Below are 17,171 nucleotides of genomic sequence, written 5' to 3' on the forward strand. Positions count from 1 at the left end.
AAAAACAAGAATTTACAACGCTTTAAATAAAAAATCCCCCGCAGGTGCGGGGGATAAAAAGAACTGGAGGAAGAGAATCAAACCTTAAACTTCTCCTCGGGATAGGCAGTAATATGATGAATAGAGAGGTCAGAACCATTAAACTCTTCTTCTTCTGTAAGCCTGAGACCCATAACCTTATCCAAAATGCCGTAAAGAACGTAACCTGCTACAAGTGCATAAATAATGGTCAATACAGCTCCAAAAATTTGAGAGAGTATAGAAACTCCTCCCAAACCACCTAAAACCTTCTGTCCAAAAATCCCCGCAGCAATTCCACCCCATATACCGTTAATTCCATGAAGAGGCCAAACACCCAAAACATCATCTATCTTTAACTTCTCCTGCTCCCAAACGAAAGCCTTAACGAATATCCAAGCGGCAACAAAACCGATAACAAACGCAGCAATAGGATTAACAATATCGGAACCAGCACATATAGCCACAAGCCCTGCCAAAGCGCCGTTATGAACGAATCCAGGGTCGTTTTTACCGAACAAAGTTCCGCCGATAATACCACCAGCAGTTGCCATTAAAGAGTTCACAGCAACAAGACCGGAAATCGTTTCTATACTCTGAGAGCTCATAACGTTAAAGCCGAACCAACCCAAAATCAAAATCCAGCTACCTAAAGCAAGATAAGGAATATTACTGATAGGAATAGGCTTAGACTTTCCATTTACGTATCTACCCATTCTCGGTCCTAAAATGAGTATAGCTGGCAGTGCAATCCAGCCACCGAGAGCGTGAACAACCATAGAACCAGCAAAGTCGTGAATTGGCGCTCCGAAAAGATGCTCCACAAAGCCTTGAAATGCAGGAGACCACCTTTCTCCCCAGATAAGAGCTTCAAAAATCGGATATACAACACCTGCCAAGAAGAAACCTGCCGTAATGTAAGGTTTAAACTTCATTCTCTCAGCAACACCACCAGAGACAATAGCTGAAATACATGCAGCAAACATCAAGAGGAAGAAGAACCTTACAAGCTCAAATCCCTGGTCTGCCATTAAAGAAGTTGCTGAACGAACGAAGCAAACCTTATGGGCAAGAGGGTAACCTATAAAGTAGTAAGCCAACGTCGCTACAGAAACGTCAACTATTATCTTTACGAGGGCGTTAACCTGGTTCTTAACTCTCACAGTTCCAGCTTCCAAAAAGGCAAAACCGGCGTGCATAGCTAAAATCATTACAGCACCGGCTAAAAGGTAGAGAACGTTCAGAGACTGTACCAGCTGTTTAATTCCGTCTTCAATCATCTCTCTCCTCCAGTTCCTTTATTTTGTCCGCTAAGTTTAAGCAATAAACATGCCAATTTTGTATGCTAATATTTTCCCACACGAAGAAACCTTAAACATGAGGTGATAAATGAGAAGACTTATACCCCTTGCTACAATAATTGTATTGGCTTCCTCTTGCGGTCTATCGTCTCTAAACCCTTTCTCCAAAAAAGAAGAGCCCGTTTACACACCTTATATTCCTGTAGAAAGCCAAACACCAGAAAAGACCAACCTTAAAGGAGTAGAAAACGTTCTTTTCTATATGAAAAAGGAATTCTCTCCCAAAGAAGGAGAAATAGTACTCAACAGCTATGACGGCTACATAATAGACTTAGGGAAGAAAGACGGAGTTAGTCCAGGAGATACGTTCGTTGCAGAAAAAAGTGGAGCTATCCTAAAGGTCAAAGAGGTCAAAAACGATTACGCGATAGCTTTACCTACGATAGGCAAACCCATTGTAGGAGAAAAAGTCCAAAAGTATTCCTTCAACAAAATCCTCTACCTTGACTTTACAAAAGAAAAGGGGAAGAAACTCTACAAAGAACTTAAAGAAAAACTGCCATACCTTCACCTATCAGACTACACAGAAGGTGAAAAGTTCAAAAAAGTTTTCCACCTTAAATATCCTGCAGACTTTAAAAGAAAAGTCCCTGCTGACAAGCTAACAGGATACGATGGATACTTTGTCGTTTCCTCCGAAGGAGTAGAGGTTTTTGACGGCACAAAGCGACTGCTAAAAGTGTTCCCCTGGAACGGCACACCAGCAGCCTCATTTACAATAGGAATAAATGCAGGTTACTCAGTAGTAGCAAACCTAAAGACCCACGCCACAAGCCTGTTTACAGCTAACATTGACAAATCCCCTCAGGAAGAGATAGTGGTATCTGAAGAAGATAAAATAGAAGTTTTCCACCCCACTCCTACAGGACTCAGCAAGGTTTACACCTTTAAAAACCCATTCCCAGGAACCTACCTATTCCACGTATCCCCCCTCAACATCAACGATTCAGAAACAAACCTAATCATAGTAGACGGCTTTGACCAAGAGTCTAAAACTGTCTTTTCCGGAATCTTCAAAGTAAAAAATGGAAAGTTGGTCAGAGTAGCAGAATCTAAACTCATACTCTCCGGCTTTGACACCAATGGCGACGGCGTTAACGACGCCGTATTCGGTCAGGAAGTAAGCGATGTACCTGACCAAATATTCGGTAAAAAGGTGTGGAAGTTAAAACTAAGCAACGGAAAACTCAAAAAAATAGAAGAAGTACGTGTTCCACCTGAATTTCAGGTTACAAGCGCTCAGCTCTTTAAGAATAACGGTCATATGTACTTCGCGTATTATGACTTAGATTACTTCTTTGACGTGGCAGCAGGCAAAACGGTTATCTGGAGGTCTCCGATACAGATAGGCGCATCGCCCAACTGCTTATACTGGTACAACGAGGATAGCTTGGTAAGTTACTACATAACTCCTAAACCTGTTCCTATTGACATAGACGGTGATGGAAACGAAGAAGTATTGTTTTCTCAAAATAAAAACGTTGTTCCAGGAATCTTGAGAAACATCTACACCTTTGATGGAGGAAGAATACTTCTTCTCTACAGGAATGGCGATAACTTTGACTGGGAAGAAGCTACAAATCCAATCTACAACTTAGGAGGAATAGAAGGCTTTGATTACCTTCCAGATTACGATGTATTCATATCTATATTCACAAAGGCAAGTATATTGAAAAATCCCACCTCCAAACTCCTCTTTATCAAACCTAAAATTTAAGGAAACTTATGAAAGCAGCGGACTTTATAAGAGAACAAACAGGAATAGAAACGTTTGATGTAGCGATAGTAGGCGGTTCGGGCATATCGTTAGGAAACTCAGCTACCGAAATTCCATACAGTCTGATTCCCGGAATGCCCGAACCTTACGTTCCCGGTCACAGTGGCGTGTTAAAAGTTCTTACAATCGGCACTAAACCAGTCCTATTCTTTGAAGGCAGATTCCACTACTACGAAGGTAGAACCGACGCAGAAATCCTTTTCATACCTTATCTCTGCAAAAAATTGGGAGTCAAAATATTCATTCCAACATGTTCTTCAGGTGCTGTATCAAGAAAAGCGGCAAACTGCGACGTTGGAATAATCACAGACCATATCAACTTAATGGGAAGAAACCCTCTAACGGGACTTATCAAGAATTACGGCGCAAAAGTATTTGTAAATGGAAAGGAGTTCTACAGTGAGAGACTTGCAAAAGCTTTCTTGGAAACGTCGCTGAAGTTAGGAATAAAAGCCGAAAAAGTAACGTTAGCAGCCGTATTAGGACCAAACTACGAAACCTTTGCAGAGATAAGAATGCTTGAAGTTTTAGGCGCAGATTGTGTCAGCATGTCTACCGTCCCTGAGGTAATAGCTGCAAACTTTTTAGGTATAGAAACAATTGCGCTTACCGTTCCGGTTAACGATACTCTCAAGCTAAAAACAAACCACGAAGAAGTAGTTAAAGTTGCAGAACGTAAATCCTCCCTACTTTCGGAACTCATAGTAGAAGCTCTGTCAAACTTTTGACAACTACGCTTTCTTGACTATAATTCCACCTATCAAATTAGCTCGCCTCAGGAGGTGTAAATTGTCCACAAAGAGAACATACCAGCCAAGCAGGCTTCACGGTAAGAGAGTTCACGGCTTCAGAGCAAGAATGAAGAGCAAATCTGGTAGAAAAATCCTAAAGAGAAGAAGGCAAAAAGGACGTTGGAAGTTAACGATAAGCGACGAGTGGAAAAGAAGATAAGATATACGTTTAAGAAACATGAAAGGCTCAGAAAGCAAAAAGAGTTTGAGAGAGTTTTCAAAGAAGGAAGAAGCTACGGTGGTAACGCCGTAGCTTTTTATTTTGCAGAATCAGAAGCAGGATTCCCGAGGGCAGGTTTCATAGCTTCAAAGAAAATTTCCAAGAAAGCTGTTATCAGGAATAGGGCTAAAAGGTTGATGAGGGAAGTGTTTCGTCTGAACAAACATAAGCTAAAACCAGTTGATATTATTTTTATTGCAAGAAAGGGAATAGTAGGTAGGAAGTTGCAGGAGGTGGAGGAGGATTTTTTGAAACTTGCCCAAAAAGCAGGAATACTAAAGGAATAGCCATGAAAAAACTTCTTGTTTTAATCATAAAAGCTTACCAGAAACTTATATCTCCAGTTCTTCCCCACAGTTGCAGGTACTACCCATCATGCTCCTCCTACGCGATATTGGCGATTGAAAAATATGGAACAACCAAAGGACTAATTAAGACGATATGGAGAATCTTACGCTGTAACCCATTTTCAAAGGGTGGAATAGACTACCCGTAAAGGAGGAAATTACACTATGGAAAAAAATAAACTCTCAAGTATCATACAAGCCTTAGTTATCGCTGCAATAGTATTCTTCGGATTCCAGTTCTTCATGCACCCAAAAAAAACAGAAAACAACGCTAAAGCTGTAGAAAACACAAAAGTAATCAAAATGGACATACCCTCAGTTAAAACAGTAGGAAGAACGGTTAAAGTAGAAACTCCTCTCTACACTGCTGCAATATCCACCGTTAACGGAAGACTTGTAAACCTGTACGTTAAAAAGTACAAAGCTCAATTGGTATCCCCTTTAGCAGAAAAATTAGGCATCTACCCCTTAACAACCATAAGTGACAACAAAGACCTCACAGAGGAACTTCTAAAAACTCAGCTAACGCCAGATAAAACAGAAGTTAAAGTAACCAACGCCCCTGTGACACTCACCCTTACAGGAACTTTTAAAGATGGAACTACTTTCACAAAAACCCTCACATTCTATCCTAACTCGTACAAGATAGACGTAAAAACCAAACTTCAAAATAAACCTCTAATAACCGTTGTAGGACCTGACATAAAAGTGAACGAAGCGCACACTTCAAGGATGGGACATATAGGACCAGTCCTTGAAACGGCAGACGGAAAAGTTATAAGACTTGAACCAAAAGACATAAAAGGAAGCATCAACTACAGCCACACTATATGGGCAGGAGAAGAAGACAAGTACTTCATAATGGCACTCAGAGGTAAAGGATTCCCGGTAACGATAGAAAACCTTAACGGACACACTTTGGTTAAAGGGTTTATCGGTAACTTCATATTTTATGGAGGTCCAAAAGAACTCAAACAGCTTGAAGCTTTAGGAATGGACAAAGCGATAGACTTTGGAATTTTTGGTTTCTTAGCAAAACCGTTACTCAAATTCTTTCTTTTCCTCCATCAGTATATTCACAACTGGGGATTGGTAATAATCGTTTTAACTCTCATAATAAAAATCCTCCTCCACCCACTCACCCACAAAGGCTTTGAATCAATGAAAAAGATGCAGGAGTTAGCCCCTAAACTTGAAGAACTGAAAAAGCGCTACAAAAACGACCCTCAAAAACTCAACGAAGAGATGATGAAACTCTACAAAGAAGCAGGTGTCAACCCGATGGGTGGATGTCTCCCTATGCTCCTTCAAATTCCCATATTCTTTGCACTCTACGAGATATTCTTAAACGCTGTTGAACTTAAAGGAGCCTCTTTCTTATGGGTTCCAGACCTCTCAATGCACGACCCCACCTACATAATGCCAGTTCTCATGGGTGCTTCAATGATTCTCCAGCAAAAACTCACACCTACAGCAAACCCCGAACAGCAAAAAATCTTTTACATAATGGCAGTAGTTTTTACGTTTATGTTTGCAACTTTCCCTGCAGGACTTGTCCTGTACTGGCTTACGAACAACCTTATCACAGCAATCCAGAACCTAATAATTCACGAAATGATTAAAAGGAAAAGCGCGTAATGGAAAGTTCAAGTAGCTATTACTTGATACTGCCCATTTTAATAATACTTTCCGGGCTGTTCTCCGCTTCGGAAACAGCCTTCTTCTCCCTCAATACGTTAAGGCTTGAAAGGTTAGCAAAAGAAGGAAACAAAAAAGCTAAAGAAATCCTAAAACTCTTGCAAAACCCCGCAGAACTAATAGCTACAATCCTTATAGGAAACGAAATTGTCAATATAGCGATAGCCTCTACTTCAACAGTAATGTTTACAAAGCTCTTCGGCGAAGAAAAAGGCACAACGTTAGCCATTCCAATAACCGTGATAACCCTTCTCATCTTTGGCGAAGTTACTCCCAAAACCTTAGCTATTAAGTACGGAGAAAAGTACGCTTTCTTCATACTTAAATTCATAAAGTTCGTTAAATATGTAATATTTCCGATAAGAATAATCTTAGTAACTTTTGCCTCACTAATTCTCAAACCTTTTGGCGTTCAACTCTTCAACAAACCATCTGCCATTACCGATGAAGAATTCCTTATCTTAGTTTCTGAAGGAGCAAAAGAAGGAACAATAGCAGAAGAAGAAAAAGAACTTATAGATAGAACTCTTGACTTAGGAGAAACAGACGTCAAAGAGATAATGACTCCAAAACACAAAATATTCGCCATATCGGAAGATACACCAGTAAAAGAAGCTATAGAAAAGATAAGAAAAACGAAATTCTCCAGAATTCCCATTTTTAAAGATTCCATTGACCAGATTACAGGAATCCTTTACACCAGAAAAATCCTCCCCCTCACCCTTTCCCCCCAAGACCTAACAAAACCCGTTAAACACTTCGCAGATAAACCCTTCTTCGTTCCAGAATTCCAAACCATTGACAGACTTTTAGAAGAGATGCAGAGAAGAAAAAAACACATGGCAATCGTCATAGATGAATACGGCAACACCGCCGGAATAGTTACGTTAGACGACATACTAAACGAAATAGTAGGAACAATCCCAGACGATAAAAGAGAAGAAGAAGTTAAAAGAATTGCATCAGATAAATTCATATTCAACGGCGAAACCCCTATAGAAGAAGTAATAGAAACCTTATCCCTAAAAGAAGATGAAATCCTTGATGAAGTTGATACATTAGCCGGGCTGATAATGGCTCTAACAAAGGAAATTCCCAAAGAAGGCTCAACCATAACCTATCAAGGTTATACGTTTAAGGTCATTGAAACAGAAGGAAACAGGATTAAAAAAATCTTGGTGGAGAAAGCTAAGTAATGGAAACAGCCATAGCCATACTCCTGTGCGTAATAATGGAAGGCTTCTTCTCAGGTAGCGAAATAGCCATAGTCTCCCTTCCGAAAATAGAGCTCCAGAAAAGGCTTCAGGAAGGAGACAAAGCCGCAAAACTCCTTGAAAAACTCCTTAAGGAACCAGAGAAACTATTAACAACAACCCTTATCGGAACTAATATATCAACCGTAACAGGTTCAGCGCTGTTTACATCTGCCTTCTTAGAACAGATACAGCACGCCATTCCGATAGTAAAGAGCCATCCCGAGTTAGCAACTGTTCTCTGTTTCACTCCAATAACGCTCACTTTCGGAGAACTAATACCCAAAAGCCTTTTTCAGAAATATTCAGGCAAAATAGCCTTCAAGATCGTCTATCCAATCTACTTTTTCTACATTCTCTTTAAACCGATTTCCATATTCGTTATGGGAATATCCCGATTAGTAGCAAAACTATTAAAAGCCGAAAGCACACAAAACCCGTTCGTAACGAAAGAAGAACTTAAAATGTTAGTTGAAAGTGCATCAAAGCTTAAAGTGGAGAGAGCGGAAAGAAACATCCTCAAAAATATTCTGAAACTCCACGAAAAAAGCGTTGGAAACATCTACGTCCCTCTACTTAACGTTGTAGCAGTAGAAAAAGATAGCCCCGCATACCAGGCACTAAAACTCTTTGAAAAATCAGGATTTTCCAAACTACCGGTTTACGAAAACCGATTTGACAATATCGTAGGTTATATAACCATTTCAGATTTCTTAAACGTTACAGATACAAAAACTCCCGTAGGAAAAATAGCAAAACCCATACTGGTTCTGCCGGAATACATGAACATCTTTGATGCACTCAAAACCTTCAGAAAAAACAAAGGAGAAATGGCAATAGTAGTTGACGAATACGGCTCAACTTTAGGAATTGTAACCCTTGAAGACATTTTAGAAGAAATAGTTGGCAAAATAGAAGATGAATTTGACCGCCCAGAAATCAAAATTACGAAGCAAGGAAACGTACTAATCGCTGAAGGAACAACAGAAATTGAAGAAGTCAACAAATTACTTAAAACACCTCTCCCCACTTCACGTGACTACATAACAATAGCAGGACTCATTCTCTCAAAATTGGGAAGGTTTCCTAAACCTAACGAAAAAGTGAAACTGAAAAACCACACACTAACAGTAACGAAAACGACCAACAGAAAGATTGAAGAAGTTCAAATAGAAGAAAATTAATAGATAAAACCTATTATCCTCTCTAAAAACGTCTCAATTTCATTAACAGAGAAAACCCCACTCCACCTTCCAGACTCTTTACCATCAACCTCTACAACTACAGTAGGCACAGAGAATACCATGTATTTCGCAGCCTTATCCCTTTTTTCCTCAAGATTTATCTCTTCTATCTCAATTCCGTAATCTTCCACAACCCGTTTCAGCCTTTCCTTTAAAGACAAACAAACTGCGCATTTAGAGGAAGAAAAAAATATAACCTTTATCATCTCCCTTCCTTCTTTATAAACCTAACAGAATGGTAATCCTTAATTCCCAACTTTTCTTTAGCTTCCCTTTCTTTTTCTTTAAACTCCTCTTCACTTATATCGGCAGATACTTCAATCTCAAAGTTGGCAAGCTTCCTCCTCCACGTTATATCCATAGCTCTAAAGTGACGCTTTAGCTCATCCGAAAGAGAGGGCATCAGTTTTTCAAGCTTCTTTATTAACTTTTCACTCTCTTCAAGACGCCAATCTATAAACGGTTTCATTCTAACTTTAGAGACACTCCTATAGACAACCTCAAAAATGAAAGTAGCAATAAAAACAATTACTGCTGACTTTAAAGCCTCAGGAGAATTCTTAACGTTATAAAAAATTAAAACTGCTCCTGAAACAAGGCAGAACAGGAAAGCCATCAAAGATATAAAAGGATTAGATTCTGTCTCTCCGGCGAGGCGAAAATTAGCAAGGTTTACTGCAGCAAAAATGGAGAGAAATCCCAAACTACCTGCAACAGAAATATTCTCAAGATTAAAAGAAAGCGCAAATACAACAGTTAAAACTGCCAATATTATCAATCCTTCAGTTCCTTCCTTCCATACTTTTTTAGAAAAGGACTTAGGCAAAGCTCCGAATTTTGCAACCAAATAGCTAACCCTTGCACTACCGTAAAGTGTAGCGTTAATGGCAGAAGCAGTTGACAGAAGCGCTGCTATCCCTATAAGAACAAACCCCAACTTCCCTAAAAACGGTTCCGCCGCTACAGCAAGGGCGTAATCGCTATACTTCTGAACCTGCTCATAGGTAAGGTTAGCAACAGCAACCGTTGCTACAAGCACGTAAACAAATATAACTGTGGAAACAGCTGCGTAAAAAGCCTTAGGTAACGTTTTTTCTGGGTCTTCAACGTCTCTTGCAGTGTTCGCTATCAGTTCAAATCCTTCATAAGCTAAAAATATAACGAGACCACCAACCATTATTTTTATAAGCGACTCCCAATGTTCAGGCGAGAGGCGAGAAAAATCCCCCGTAAAAAAACCCAAAACCGAAAAAAGCAATAAAATACCCAACTTGCCAAAAACCATAATATCTTCTGTTTTACCGCTAACATAGGCACCTAAAAAGTTTAAAAAGGCAAAGAAAATAATCACGCCAGCAATAAACAATTTCTTAACTACCTCAATTTCATGACCACAAAAAAGGGCTGATGCATAACTTCCAAAAGCGTAAGAATAAAGGGAAAGCATAATTATGTAACTGGCAAGAAGGAGAGTATTCATATATCCCGTAAAGAGATTATTACCAAAACCCCTCACCAAAAATTCAACAGTTCCACCTTCACTGGGATACCTAACCGATAACTTTGCATAAGAATAGGCAGTAAGCAAAGCAATAATCCCCGCAAATATAAAGGCTATCGGCGCTGCTCCCTTTGCCAAAAGAATGGTAAGACCCAAAACGGCAAAAATCCCCCCTCCAATCATCCCACCAACACCGATGGAATACGCTTCCCAAAACCCTATCTTCTTAGCCATTTTTCCTCTTCCTATCTAAAAGTTTTACAGTAGCGTAAACACACCTATTATACGGCACTTCTACCCCTACCTTTTCTGCCTTCCTGATAAGGGCACCTGTTATCCCTTCAATCTCAAGAGGTTTCCCTTTCTCAAAATCAAGAAGCATTGAAGTCTTATAGTTCATTAAATCTGGAGAAGACTTTAAATACCTTTCCATTATAGTAGGTTTCAACTCAATCCCATAAGCTTCAGCCACCTTGTAACACTCCAACATCAGATTTTTCAAAACATTGTAAGTTTCAGGAAGCGCCAACATCTCCCCAACGGTAGCTTTAGTAACTACAGAGTAAGGATTAAAAGCAACGTTCCAAACAAGCTTCTTCCACAAAGTATATCTAATATCTTTAGAAACTCTTGCCTCTATACCGCAACTTTTAAAAATGGAAACAAGTTTCTCTACTCTTTCCGAAACGTTTCCATCCATCTCTCCTATTTCTAAAAGCCCTGCCGCCTCATGAACCACAACACCTGGCTCTTTCACGTAAGCTCCAACAAAAGCAGTAGCTCCCAAAACCCTTTCTTTTCCTAAATACTTCTCTAAAATCTCCTCATTCTCTATACCGTTCTGAACAGATATAGCAACTCCACTATCTTTCAAAATCTCAGTCACAAAAGGCGCCACCTTTTCAGTATCGTAAGACTTAACACACACCAAAACGACGTCAGCACCTTTAGCAACTTCAGGATTATCGGTAAAAACTACCTTTTCCCCATCTTCCCTTACCGTCCAGCTTCCATACTTAAAGCTCTCTATTCTCAACCCCCTTTCCTTCATAGCTTTCAGATGTTCTCCACGAGCTATAAAAACGGTCGGATAACCAGCTTTGGCTATCATCCCACCGTAAAATCCCCCCACACCACCAGCACCGAAAACCACAAACTTCATACCTTCCTCCAGCTACTACTTCAGTTCAACTATCGTCACCCCATCTCCACCTTCTTCAATCTTACCAGGTCTAAACGACTTCACGTAAGGAGACTCCTTCAAATACTCCCTAACCAACCTTTTCAATATTCCCGCCCCGTGTCCATGAACAACCTTAACGCTTTTAAATCCCAAAACTGCAGCATCGTCCAAGAACTCTTCAAGCGCCCTCAGCGCCTCCTCTCCTCTCATTCCCAAAAGCTTTAGCTCAGGGAAGAACCGCTTAGGTCTTTCAACGTTAACGACAGAAACATCTTCCTTCCTACCAACCTCCTCAACAACTTCAAGCTGGTCAGGTTTCATTTCAACCTTTATAGAACCAAGCTGAACTTTAACAACACCTCTACCTCTATTAACCTCAACAACCTTTCCTTTCCTTCCGGTAGATTTAACCTTAACCGTCATTCCCGGAGAAAAATCATCAACGCTCTTACTCTCCTTAACCTGCAAAGAATCCAACTTCTTTTTAGCAGTAACAACTATCTGTTTTATTTCCCCACTCTTTGCAGATTGCAACGCTTTTTTACTCTTCTCTTCAAGCTCCTCTATAAACGCCCTCAACTCTTCAGAAAGCTCCTTCAGAACTCTCCTTTCCCTCTCCTCTAACTCTTTTTCCTTTCTCTTTAACTCTTCCCTTTCCTTGACCAACTTCTTATACTCTTCTTCAAGGGCAGAAATGATATCTTCAGCTATCTTCCCTTCATTCCCCAAAATCCTTTTAGCCATGTCAATAACTTCCTGAGGAACGCCATAACGAGAAGCTATCTCAAGCGCATAACTCTTACCAACAAGCCCGTAAACTAACTTGTAAAGCGGCTTGAGAGTAATCTCATCAAACAGAACCGAAGCAACCTCGTAGTAATCATCCTTATAGGCGTAAAGCTTAACAGGAGTAAAGTGAGTGGTAACTACCGTTTTAACCCTTTTTCTTTTTAAAAATTCCAAAATGGCAACAGCTAAAGAAGACCCTTCAACAGGGTCTGTCCCCGCTCCCAATTCATCTAAAAGCACCAACGTATCACTATCTGCTTCTTTCAGTATCTTAGCAACGTTACTAATGTGAGCGCTAAAAGTAGAAAGAGACTGCTCTATTGACTGCTCATCTCCTATATCAACCATCCACTTTTTAAAAAACCTCAGGCTGCTACCTTCTTCAGCAGGAATGAGAAATCCCGACTGCGCCATCATAGAAAGAAGTCCTAACGTCTTCAAGGTAACTGTTTTTCCACCAGTATTAGAACCTGTTATCACAAGTCCATTTTTCAAGAAAATATCAACAGGAACAACTTCTCTATCCGAAAGTAACAATAACGGATGCTTAGCCTGTTTTAACTTTACCTCTTCAGAAAACTCAGGCATAACCCCTTTAACTTTCAAAGAAAACTGTGCAACTGCTAATCGCCTATCAATCTCAACTAAAGCTTTAAAAGAAGATTGAAGCTGGCTTCTATGCTGAAAAACTAAGAGGGATAATTTCTTCAAAATCCTCTCTATCTCCTCCCTCTCTCTGCTCCTTAGCTCCTGCAGTTTATTGTTATCTTCAACCACGGATAAAGGCTCAACGTAGTAAGTTTGCCCCGAAGACGACCTATCGTGAACTATCGCTTTAAATTTCTTTCTAAAATGCGGTTTGACCAAAACAACGTATCTCCCATCTCTTTCCGTCACAATCCTATCAGGACAAACGTCATCATACCTGTTAACTAAATCTTCCAACTTCCTTTTAATACGGTATGAAAGCTCCAATACCTCTCTTCTAACAGCGGCAAGAGACGGAGAAGCTGTATCAAGAACGTTTCCGTAATCGTCAAACGTTGATTCAAGAACTTCCTTTAATTCAGAAAACCCATAAATCCTGTCAGAATAAGTCTTAAGCCTTTCAAACCTACTATCCAGCTCTTCAAAAAAACGCCTTAAAACAGAAGCCACTCTGATTACTTTTAAAATTTCAACAAAAGCAGATTCTCCTAAAACAACACCTTCAGCCGTCAATTTTTTAAGAATGGAAGAGATATCGGGAAAAGTTTCAAGCGGAACAGGTCTTTCAGATAAAAGTCTGCAAAAAGAAGACGTTAACTCCAATTCCTTCTGAACTTTTTCTTTCTCAACTATCGGTCTAATAGAAAGAACCGAATCTTTACCGGGAACGCTCTTGGCAAATTCAGAAGCTATTTGAAGAATCTTGTCAAATTCAAGTTGGCGCTCCACTCCTTTGAACATTAGTATAAATACCCCCTCCAATAACCCAAAGGAGTGGAAGCGCCCGTATAACTCAAACTTTGCATACTATTTTCATTATAACACAACATCCTTAACTTTCAAGCATTTCTCTAACTATACGGTTAACAACAGAACCGTCAGCTTTACCTTTAACTTTTGGCATAACAACCTTCATTACCTTACCCAAATCTTTAACAGAAGACGCTCCTGTCTCCTCTATCGCCTGCTTAACTATGTCTCTGATTTCCTCTTCTGAAAGTTGCTTCGGCAGGTAAGATTCAACTATCGCAAGCTCAGCCTTCTCTTTCTCCACCAAGTCCTGCCTTCCACCTTTTTCGTACATCTCTATAGATTCTCTTCTCTGTTTCGCATACTTCATCAAAAGCTGAACAATCTCTTCATCTGTAAGCTCACCGCGCTTTTCTATCTCTGCGTTCTTAATCAAAGAATTAATCATACGAATAGTGGAAAGCTTAACCTTATCTTTAGCTTTCATAGCCTCTTTCATATCTTGCAAAAGCTTCTCTTTAAGCCCCATACAATCTCCACTAATAGGTTACTTTTTCTTTTTACCCTTTGGTGGAAGAAGTCCACGCTTCTTTAATGCCTTAATCAACCTCTTCCTTGCAGCCATAGCCTTTCTCTTTCTCTTCTCAGAAGGCTTCTCGTAATACTCTCTCCTCTTGATTTCTGTAAGAATACCTTCCTTTTCACAGAGCTTCTTAAACCTTTTAAGTGCTTTCTCAAAAGGCTCGCCGTCGCGCACGTAAACCGTTGCCATTAAGCATCGCCTCCTTTCTTTTAAGTTTTTCGGTGGCAAATTATATGTCTTTAAAAAAACATTAGCAAGTTTAAACTTCGCTCCCCAAGCGTTAAAATTTAAAAGAGATGATGAAAAAAACGTACACAATATTTACCAAAGAACTTAAAGAGTTAATCAGAGACCCTCTATCCCTACTAACCGTGTTTATCTTGCCCATAACCATGATGTTAGTCTTCGGCTTCGGCATGAAGTTAGACATAAAGCACGTCCCTTTTGAAATTGTAGATATGGACAACTCTCCCCTCTCAAGAGATATAGCGTCCCGCTTTCTGAACAACAGAGAATACTTTAACTTTAAAGGCAGTAAGATAAACACCGCTAATGCAGAAAAAGACCTACTTAAAGGAAAAATCCGCTTCTACCTCCTATTCCCCCCAAACTTTGAAAAAAACTACAAGAAAGGAAAAACTGCAGAACTCCAAGCTATCATAGATGGAACGTTCCCCTACAGAGCTGAAGTAATAAAAAGCTACATAAACGCAATAATTAGCAACTTCAACCTAAAAAACCACAACCAACTCCTTAAAGTCTCCGTAGAACCGCGATACTGGTTCAACGAAAGCCTTAACCAGCAATACTTAACAGTAGTAGGAACTTTAGCCATAGTAATGCTCATTTCACCTGCAGTATTTGCATCACTTCTAATTACAAAAGAAAAAGAAAGCGGTTCAATATACAACATCTACTCTTCACCCATTAAAACCACAGAATACCTTACAGGGAAACTCCTCTTTGCTTCCCTCATATCCCTACTAAACTTTTCACTACTCCTTTACATGACCGTATCCCTGTTCAAAGTTCCATTTAAAGGAAACTGGATTACTCTCATAACAGGCAGCGTCCTCTACGTACTAACTGCTGTTTCGTTCGGACTACTACTGTCCAACTTCTTCAAAAGGCAGGTTTCCGCGTTTATCGGCTCTATAATACTAACTGTAGTTCCTTCCATACTCTACTCTGGCTACATGACCCCGGTTTCATCTATGGACAAAACAACCCTGTTAATTTCGCAAAGCACACCAACGTTTCACTACCTCAATCTGCTAAAAGATGAGTTTTTTAAGGCAGCCCCATTATCGGTAACATCAAAAGAGTTAATCGTTCTGCTTTTCTTTTTTACAGTATTTTTCCTTACAACAACTTTAACCTTCAAAAAAAGGGAAACGTAATGAAATTCTTAATTCTTATCTACAAGGAGATAATTCAGTTTCTAAGGAACAGAGGTCTCCTGCTGTTTCTTATATACTCCTTTACTCTTGACATCTACTTAGCAGCTACAGGTATAGAGCTTACACTCAAAAACGCTAAATTCTACGTTCAAGACTTTGACTTTTCTCCCCTTTCAAGAGAGTTAATTTCATCTTTCCCAGAACCTTACTTTAAATTCAAAGGATACATACTAAACAACAAAGATATAGAAACGCTACTGACAGAAGACAAAGCAGTAGGAGTAATTCGTATCCCTTCCCACTTCGAAGAAAGAATAAAAGAAGGTAAAAGCGAAAAGGTAGGAGTAGTCGTCAACGGCGCTGAAATATCTACCAGCTATTTGTTTTCCGCTTACGCTCAAGAAGTTATCTACAACTTTTTAGCTAAACTCGCACCAATGTATCCCTCAATGGAATCTAAAATCATTGAAGCTAAAACAAGGATATTCTTTAACCAGAACGCATCCAGCAAAACGTTCATGGCTTACTCAGAACTAATTACCGTAATAACTCTATTCCTCCTTTTACTTCCTGCTTCTGCAGTTGTCATGGAAAAAGAGAGAGGAAACATAGAGATGCTTATGGTATCTCCCGTAAAAACGCACACAGTCCTCATAGTAAAAGCAATTTCTATGGGAATACTCATACTGCTTTCTTCCCTGTTTGCCATTTCTATAACTATTCAACATTTCTGCTACGTCCCGTTCCACGGAAAAACAACAGACTTTGCAGTTCTCACTGCATTCTACATATTTGCAACTGTGGGACTATCACTATTTATAGCGTCTCTCTCAAGAAACATGCTTCAGGTCTCCCAGCTCAGCGTCCTAATCCTAATCCCCATACTCTACTTATCTGGCAACTGGTCACCAATAGAAACGATGCCTAAAACACTACAATGGCTATCTAACCTATCACCGCTGAAGTTTTACATAGATGGCGTTTACGGAATAGCAGTAAAAGGCTTAACCTTACAATTTCTAACGAAAGACCTATTCTTCCTCTCCCTGCAAGGATTAATTCTATTTGGACTGAGTAACTACTTACTTAAAAAGATTTACTGACAGTAGAAAACTCAATTAGCGGCAGGTTGGCTTCTTTTGCAATCTCTTTAGCAAGCCAATCAGGATAACCTTCTTTGTATATAACTTTTTCAATTCCAGCGTTTATCAACATCTTAACGCACAAAGAACAGGGACAATGAGTACAGTAGAGAACAGAACCTTTTGTGGAAACGCCATGAAGGGCAGCTTGAATTATGGCGTTCTGCTCAGCGTGTAACCCCCTGCATAGCTCGTGCCTCTGACCGCTCGGCACGTTTAACTTCTCTCTTAAACACCCCACCTCTTCAGGATGTTTTAAACCTGTAGGAGGACCGTTATAACCTGTAGCGATTATCCTTTTATCTTTAACTAAAACAGCTCCCACCTTCCTGCGCAAACATGTAGAGCGGGAGGAAACCAATTCCGCAATGGACATGAAATATTCGTCCCAGGAAGGTCTTGACAT

The 17,171-nt window shown here is 39.8% G+C and carries 18 protein-coding genes; 10 read left to right on the forward strand and 8 right to left on the reverse strand.

The window, feature by feature from the left end; genetic code table 11:
• Nucleotides 1-77: 77 nt before the first annotated feature.
• Nucleotides 78-1,298 carry an ammonium transporter gene (locus tag QOL23_RS07655; RefSeq protein ID WP_283400999.1) on the reverse strand — a complete coding sequence of 407 codons (1,221 nt, stop codon included), beginning with the start codon at nt 1,296-1,298 and terminating at the stop codon, nt 78-80.
• Between the two features lie 109 nt (nt 1,299-1,407).
• On the opposite strand from QOL23_RS07655, the gene QOL23_RS07660 reads away from it, so the two are divergent.
• The 8 genes from QOL23_RS07660 (at nt 1,408) to QOL23_RS07695 (ending at nt 8,649) form a co-directional block, all read left to right on the forward strand.
• Entirely contained in the window at nt 1,408-3,096 is a 1,689-nt protein-coding gene (locus QOL23_RS07660; RefSeq protein ID WP_283401000.1) for a hypothetical protein, read from the forward strand.
• A gap of 8 nt (nt 3,097-3,104) precedes the next feature.
• Nucleotides 3,105-3,884, forward strand: a complete 780-nt coding sequence (locus tag QOL23_RS07665) for a purine-nucleoside phosphorylase (protein WP_283401001.1) — start codon at nt 3,105-3,107, stop codon at nt 3,882-3,884.
• Between the two features lie 61 nt (nt 3,885-3,945).
• Nucleotides 3,946-4,107, forward strand: a complete 162-nt coding sequence (gene rpmH / locus QOL23_RS07670) for a 50S ribosomal protein L34 (RefSeq protein WP_283401002.1) — start codon at nt 3,946-3,948, stop codon at nt 4,105-4,107.
• Nucleotides 4,092-4,454, forward strand: a complete 363-nt coding sequence (gene rnpA, locus QOL23_RS07675) for a ribonuclease P protein component (RefSeq protein WP_283401003.1) — start codon at nt 4,092-4,094, stop codon at nt 4,452-4,454. The genes rpmH and rnpA overlap by 16 nt, the downstream gene beginning before the upstream one ends.
• A gap of 2 nt (nt 4,455-4,456) precedes the next feature.
• Entirely contained in the window at nt 4,457-4,663 is a 207-nt protein-coding gene (gene yidD / locus QOL23_RS07680; RefSeq protein ID WP_283401004.1) for a membrane protein insertion efficiency factor YidD, read from the forward strand.
• Nucleotides 4,664-4,679: 16 nt separating this feature from the next.
• Nucleotides 4,680-6,152 (forward strand): membrane protein insertase YidC, encoded by a 1,473-nt coding sequence (gene yidC, locus QOL23_RS07685; RefSeq protein ID WP_283401005.1) that lies wholly within the window; start codon nt 4,680-4,682, stop codon nt 6,150-6,152.
• The gene (locus QOL23_RS07690; protein WP_283401006.1) at nt 6,152-7,408 is read left to right on the forward strand and encodes a hemolysin family protein; all 1,257 of its coding nucleotides are present in this window, start codon (nt 6,152-6,154) and stop codon (nt 7,406-7,408) included. Before yidC ends, QOL23_RS07690 begins: the two co-directional genes overlap by 1 nt.
• Nucleotides 7,408-8,649 carry a hemolysin family protein gene (locus QOL23_RS07695; RefSeq protein WP_283401007.1) on the forward strand — a complete coding sequence of 414 codons (1,242 nt, stop codon included), beginning with the start codon at nt 7,408-7,410 and terminating at the stop codon, nt 8,647-8,649. The genes QOL23_RS07690 and QOL23_RS07695 overlap by 1 nt, the downstream gene beginning before the upstream one ends.
• Here the strand turns inward: QOL23_RS07695 and QOL23_RS07700 are convergent.
• From QOL23_RS07700 to rpsU, 6 genes are all read right to left on the reverse strand, one after another.
• Nucleotides 8,646-8,915: a thioredoxin family protein gene (locus tag QOL23_RS07700; RefSeq protein ID WP_283401008.1), complete on the reverse strand. Its 270-nt coding sequence runs from the start codon at nt 8,913-8,915 to the stop codon at nt 8,646-8,648. The genes QOL23_RS07695 and QOL23_RS07700 overlap by 4 nt on opposite strands.
• On the reverse strand, nt 8,912-10,444 hold the full coding sequence (locus tag QOL23_RS07705) for an APC family permease (protein ID WP_283401009.1): 1,533 nt from the start codon (nt 10,442-10,444) through the stop codon (nt 8,912-8,914). The genes QOL23_RS07700 and QOL23_RS07705 overlap by 4 nt, the downstream gene beginning before the upstream one ends.
• On the reverse strand, nt 10,437-11,372 hold the full coding sequence (locus tag QOL23_RS07710) for a ketopantoate reductase family protein (RefSeq protein WP_283401010.1): 936 nt from the start codon (nt 11,370-11,372) through the stop codon (nt 10,437-10,439). The genes QOL23_RS07705 and QOL23_RS07710 overlap by 8 nt, the downstream gene beginning before the upstream one ends.
• A gap of 15 nt (nt 11,373-11,387) precedes the next feature.
• Nucleotides 11,388-13,631 (reverse strand): endonuclease MutS2, encoded by a 2,244-nt coding sequence (locus tag QOL23_RS07715; RefSeq protein ID WP_283401011.1) that lies wholly within the window; start codon nt 13,629-13,631, stop codon nt 11,388-11,390.
• 91 nt (nt 13,632-13,722) lie between these two features.
• The gene (locus QOL23_RS07720; RefSeq protein ID WP_283401012.1) at nt 13,723-14,169 is read right to left on the reverse strand and encodes a GatB/YqeY domain-containing protein; all 447 of its coding nucleotides are present in this window, start codon (nt 14,167-14,169) and stop codon (nt 13,723-13,725) included.
• A gap of 18 nt (nt 14,170-14,187) precedes the next feature.
• Nucleotides 14,188-14,412 (reverse strand): 30S ribosomal protein S21, encoded by a 225-nt coding sequence (gene rpsU, locus QOL23_RS07725; protein WP_013638392.1) that lies wholly within the window; start codon nt 14,410-14,412, stop codon nt 14,188-14,190.
• A gap of 110 nt (nt 14,413-14,522) precedes the next feature.
• On the opposite strand from rpsU, the gene QOL23_RS07730 reads away from it, so the two are divergent.
• Together QOL23_RS07730 and QOL23_RS07735 are read left to right on the forward strand one after the other, a co-directional pair.
• On the forward strand, nt 14,523-15,623 hold the full coding sequence (locus tag QOL23_RS07730) for an ABC transporter permease (RefSeq protein ID WP_283401013.1): 1,101 nt from the start codon (nt 14,523-14,525) through the stop codon (nt 15,621-15,623).
• On the forward strand, nt 15,623-16,726 hold the full coding sequence (locus QOL23_RS07735) for an ABC transporter permease (RefSeq protein ID WP_283401014.1): 1,104 nt from the start codon (nt 15,623-15,625) through the stop codon (nt 16,724-16,726). The genes QOL23_RS07730 and QOL23_RS07735 overlap by 1 nt, the downstream gene beginning before the upstream one ends.
• Here QOL23_RS07735 and QOL23_RS07740 read toward each other — a convergent pair.
• On the reverse strand, nt 16,710-17,171 hold the full coding sequence (locus QOL23_RS07740) for a deoxycytidylate deaminase (RefSeq protein ID WP_283401015.1): 462 nt from the start codon (nt 17,169-17,171) through the stop codon (nt 16,710-16,712). The genes QOL23_RS07735 and QOL23_RS07740 overlap by 17 nt on opposite strands.

The sequence above is a fragment of the Desulfurobacterium pacificum genome (genome assembly GCF_900182835.1).
Taxonomy (GTDB): Bacteria; Aquificota; Aquificia; order Desulfurobacteriales; family Desulfurobacteriaceae; genus Desulfurobacterium_B; species Desulfurobacterium_B pacificum.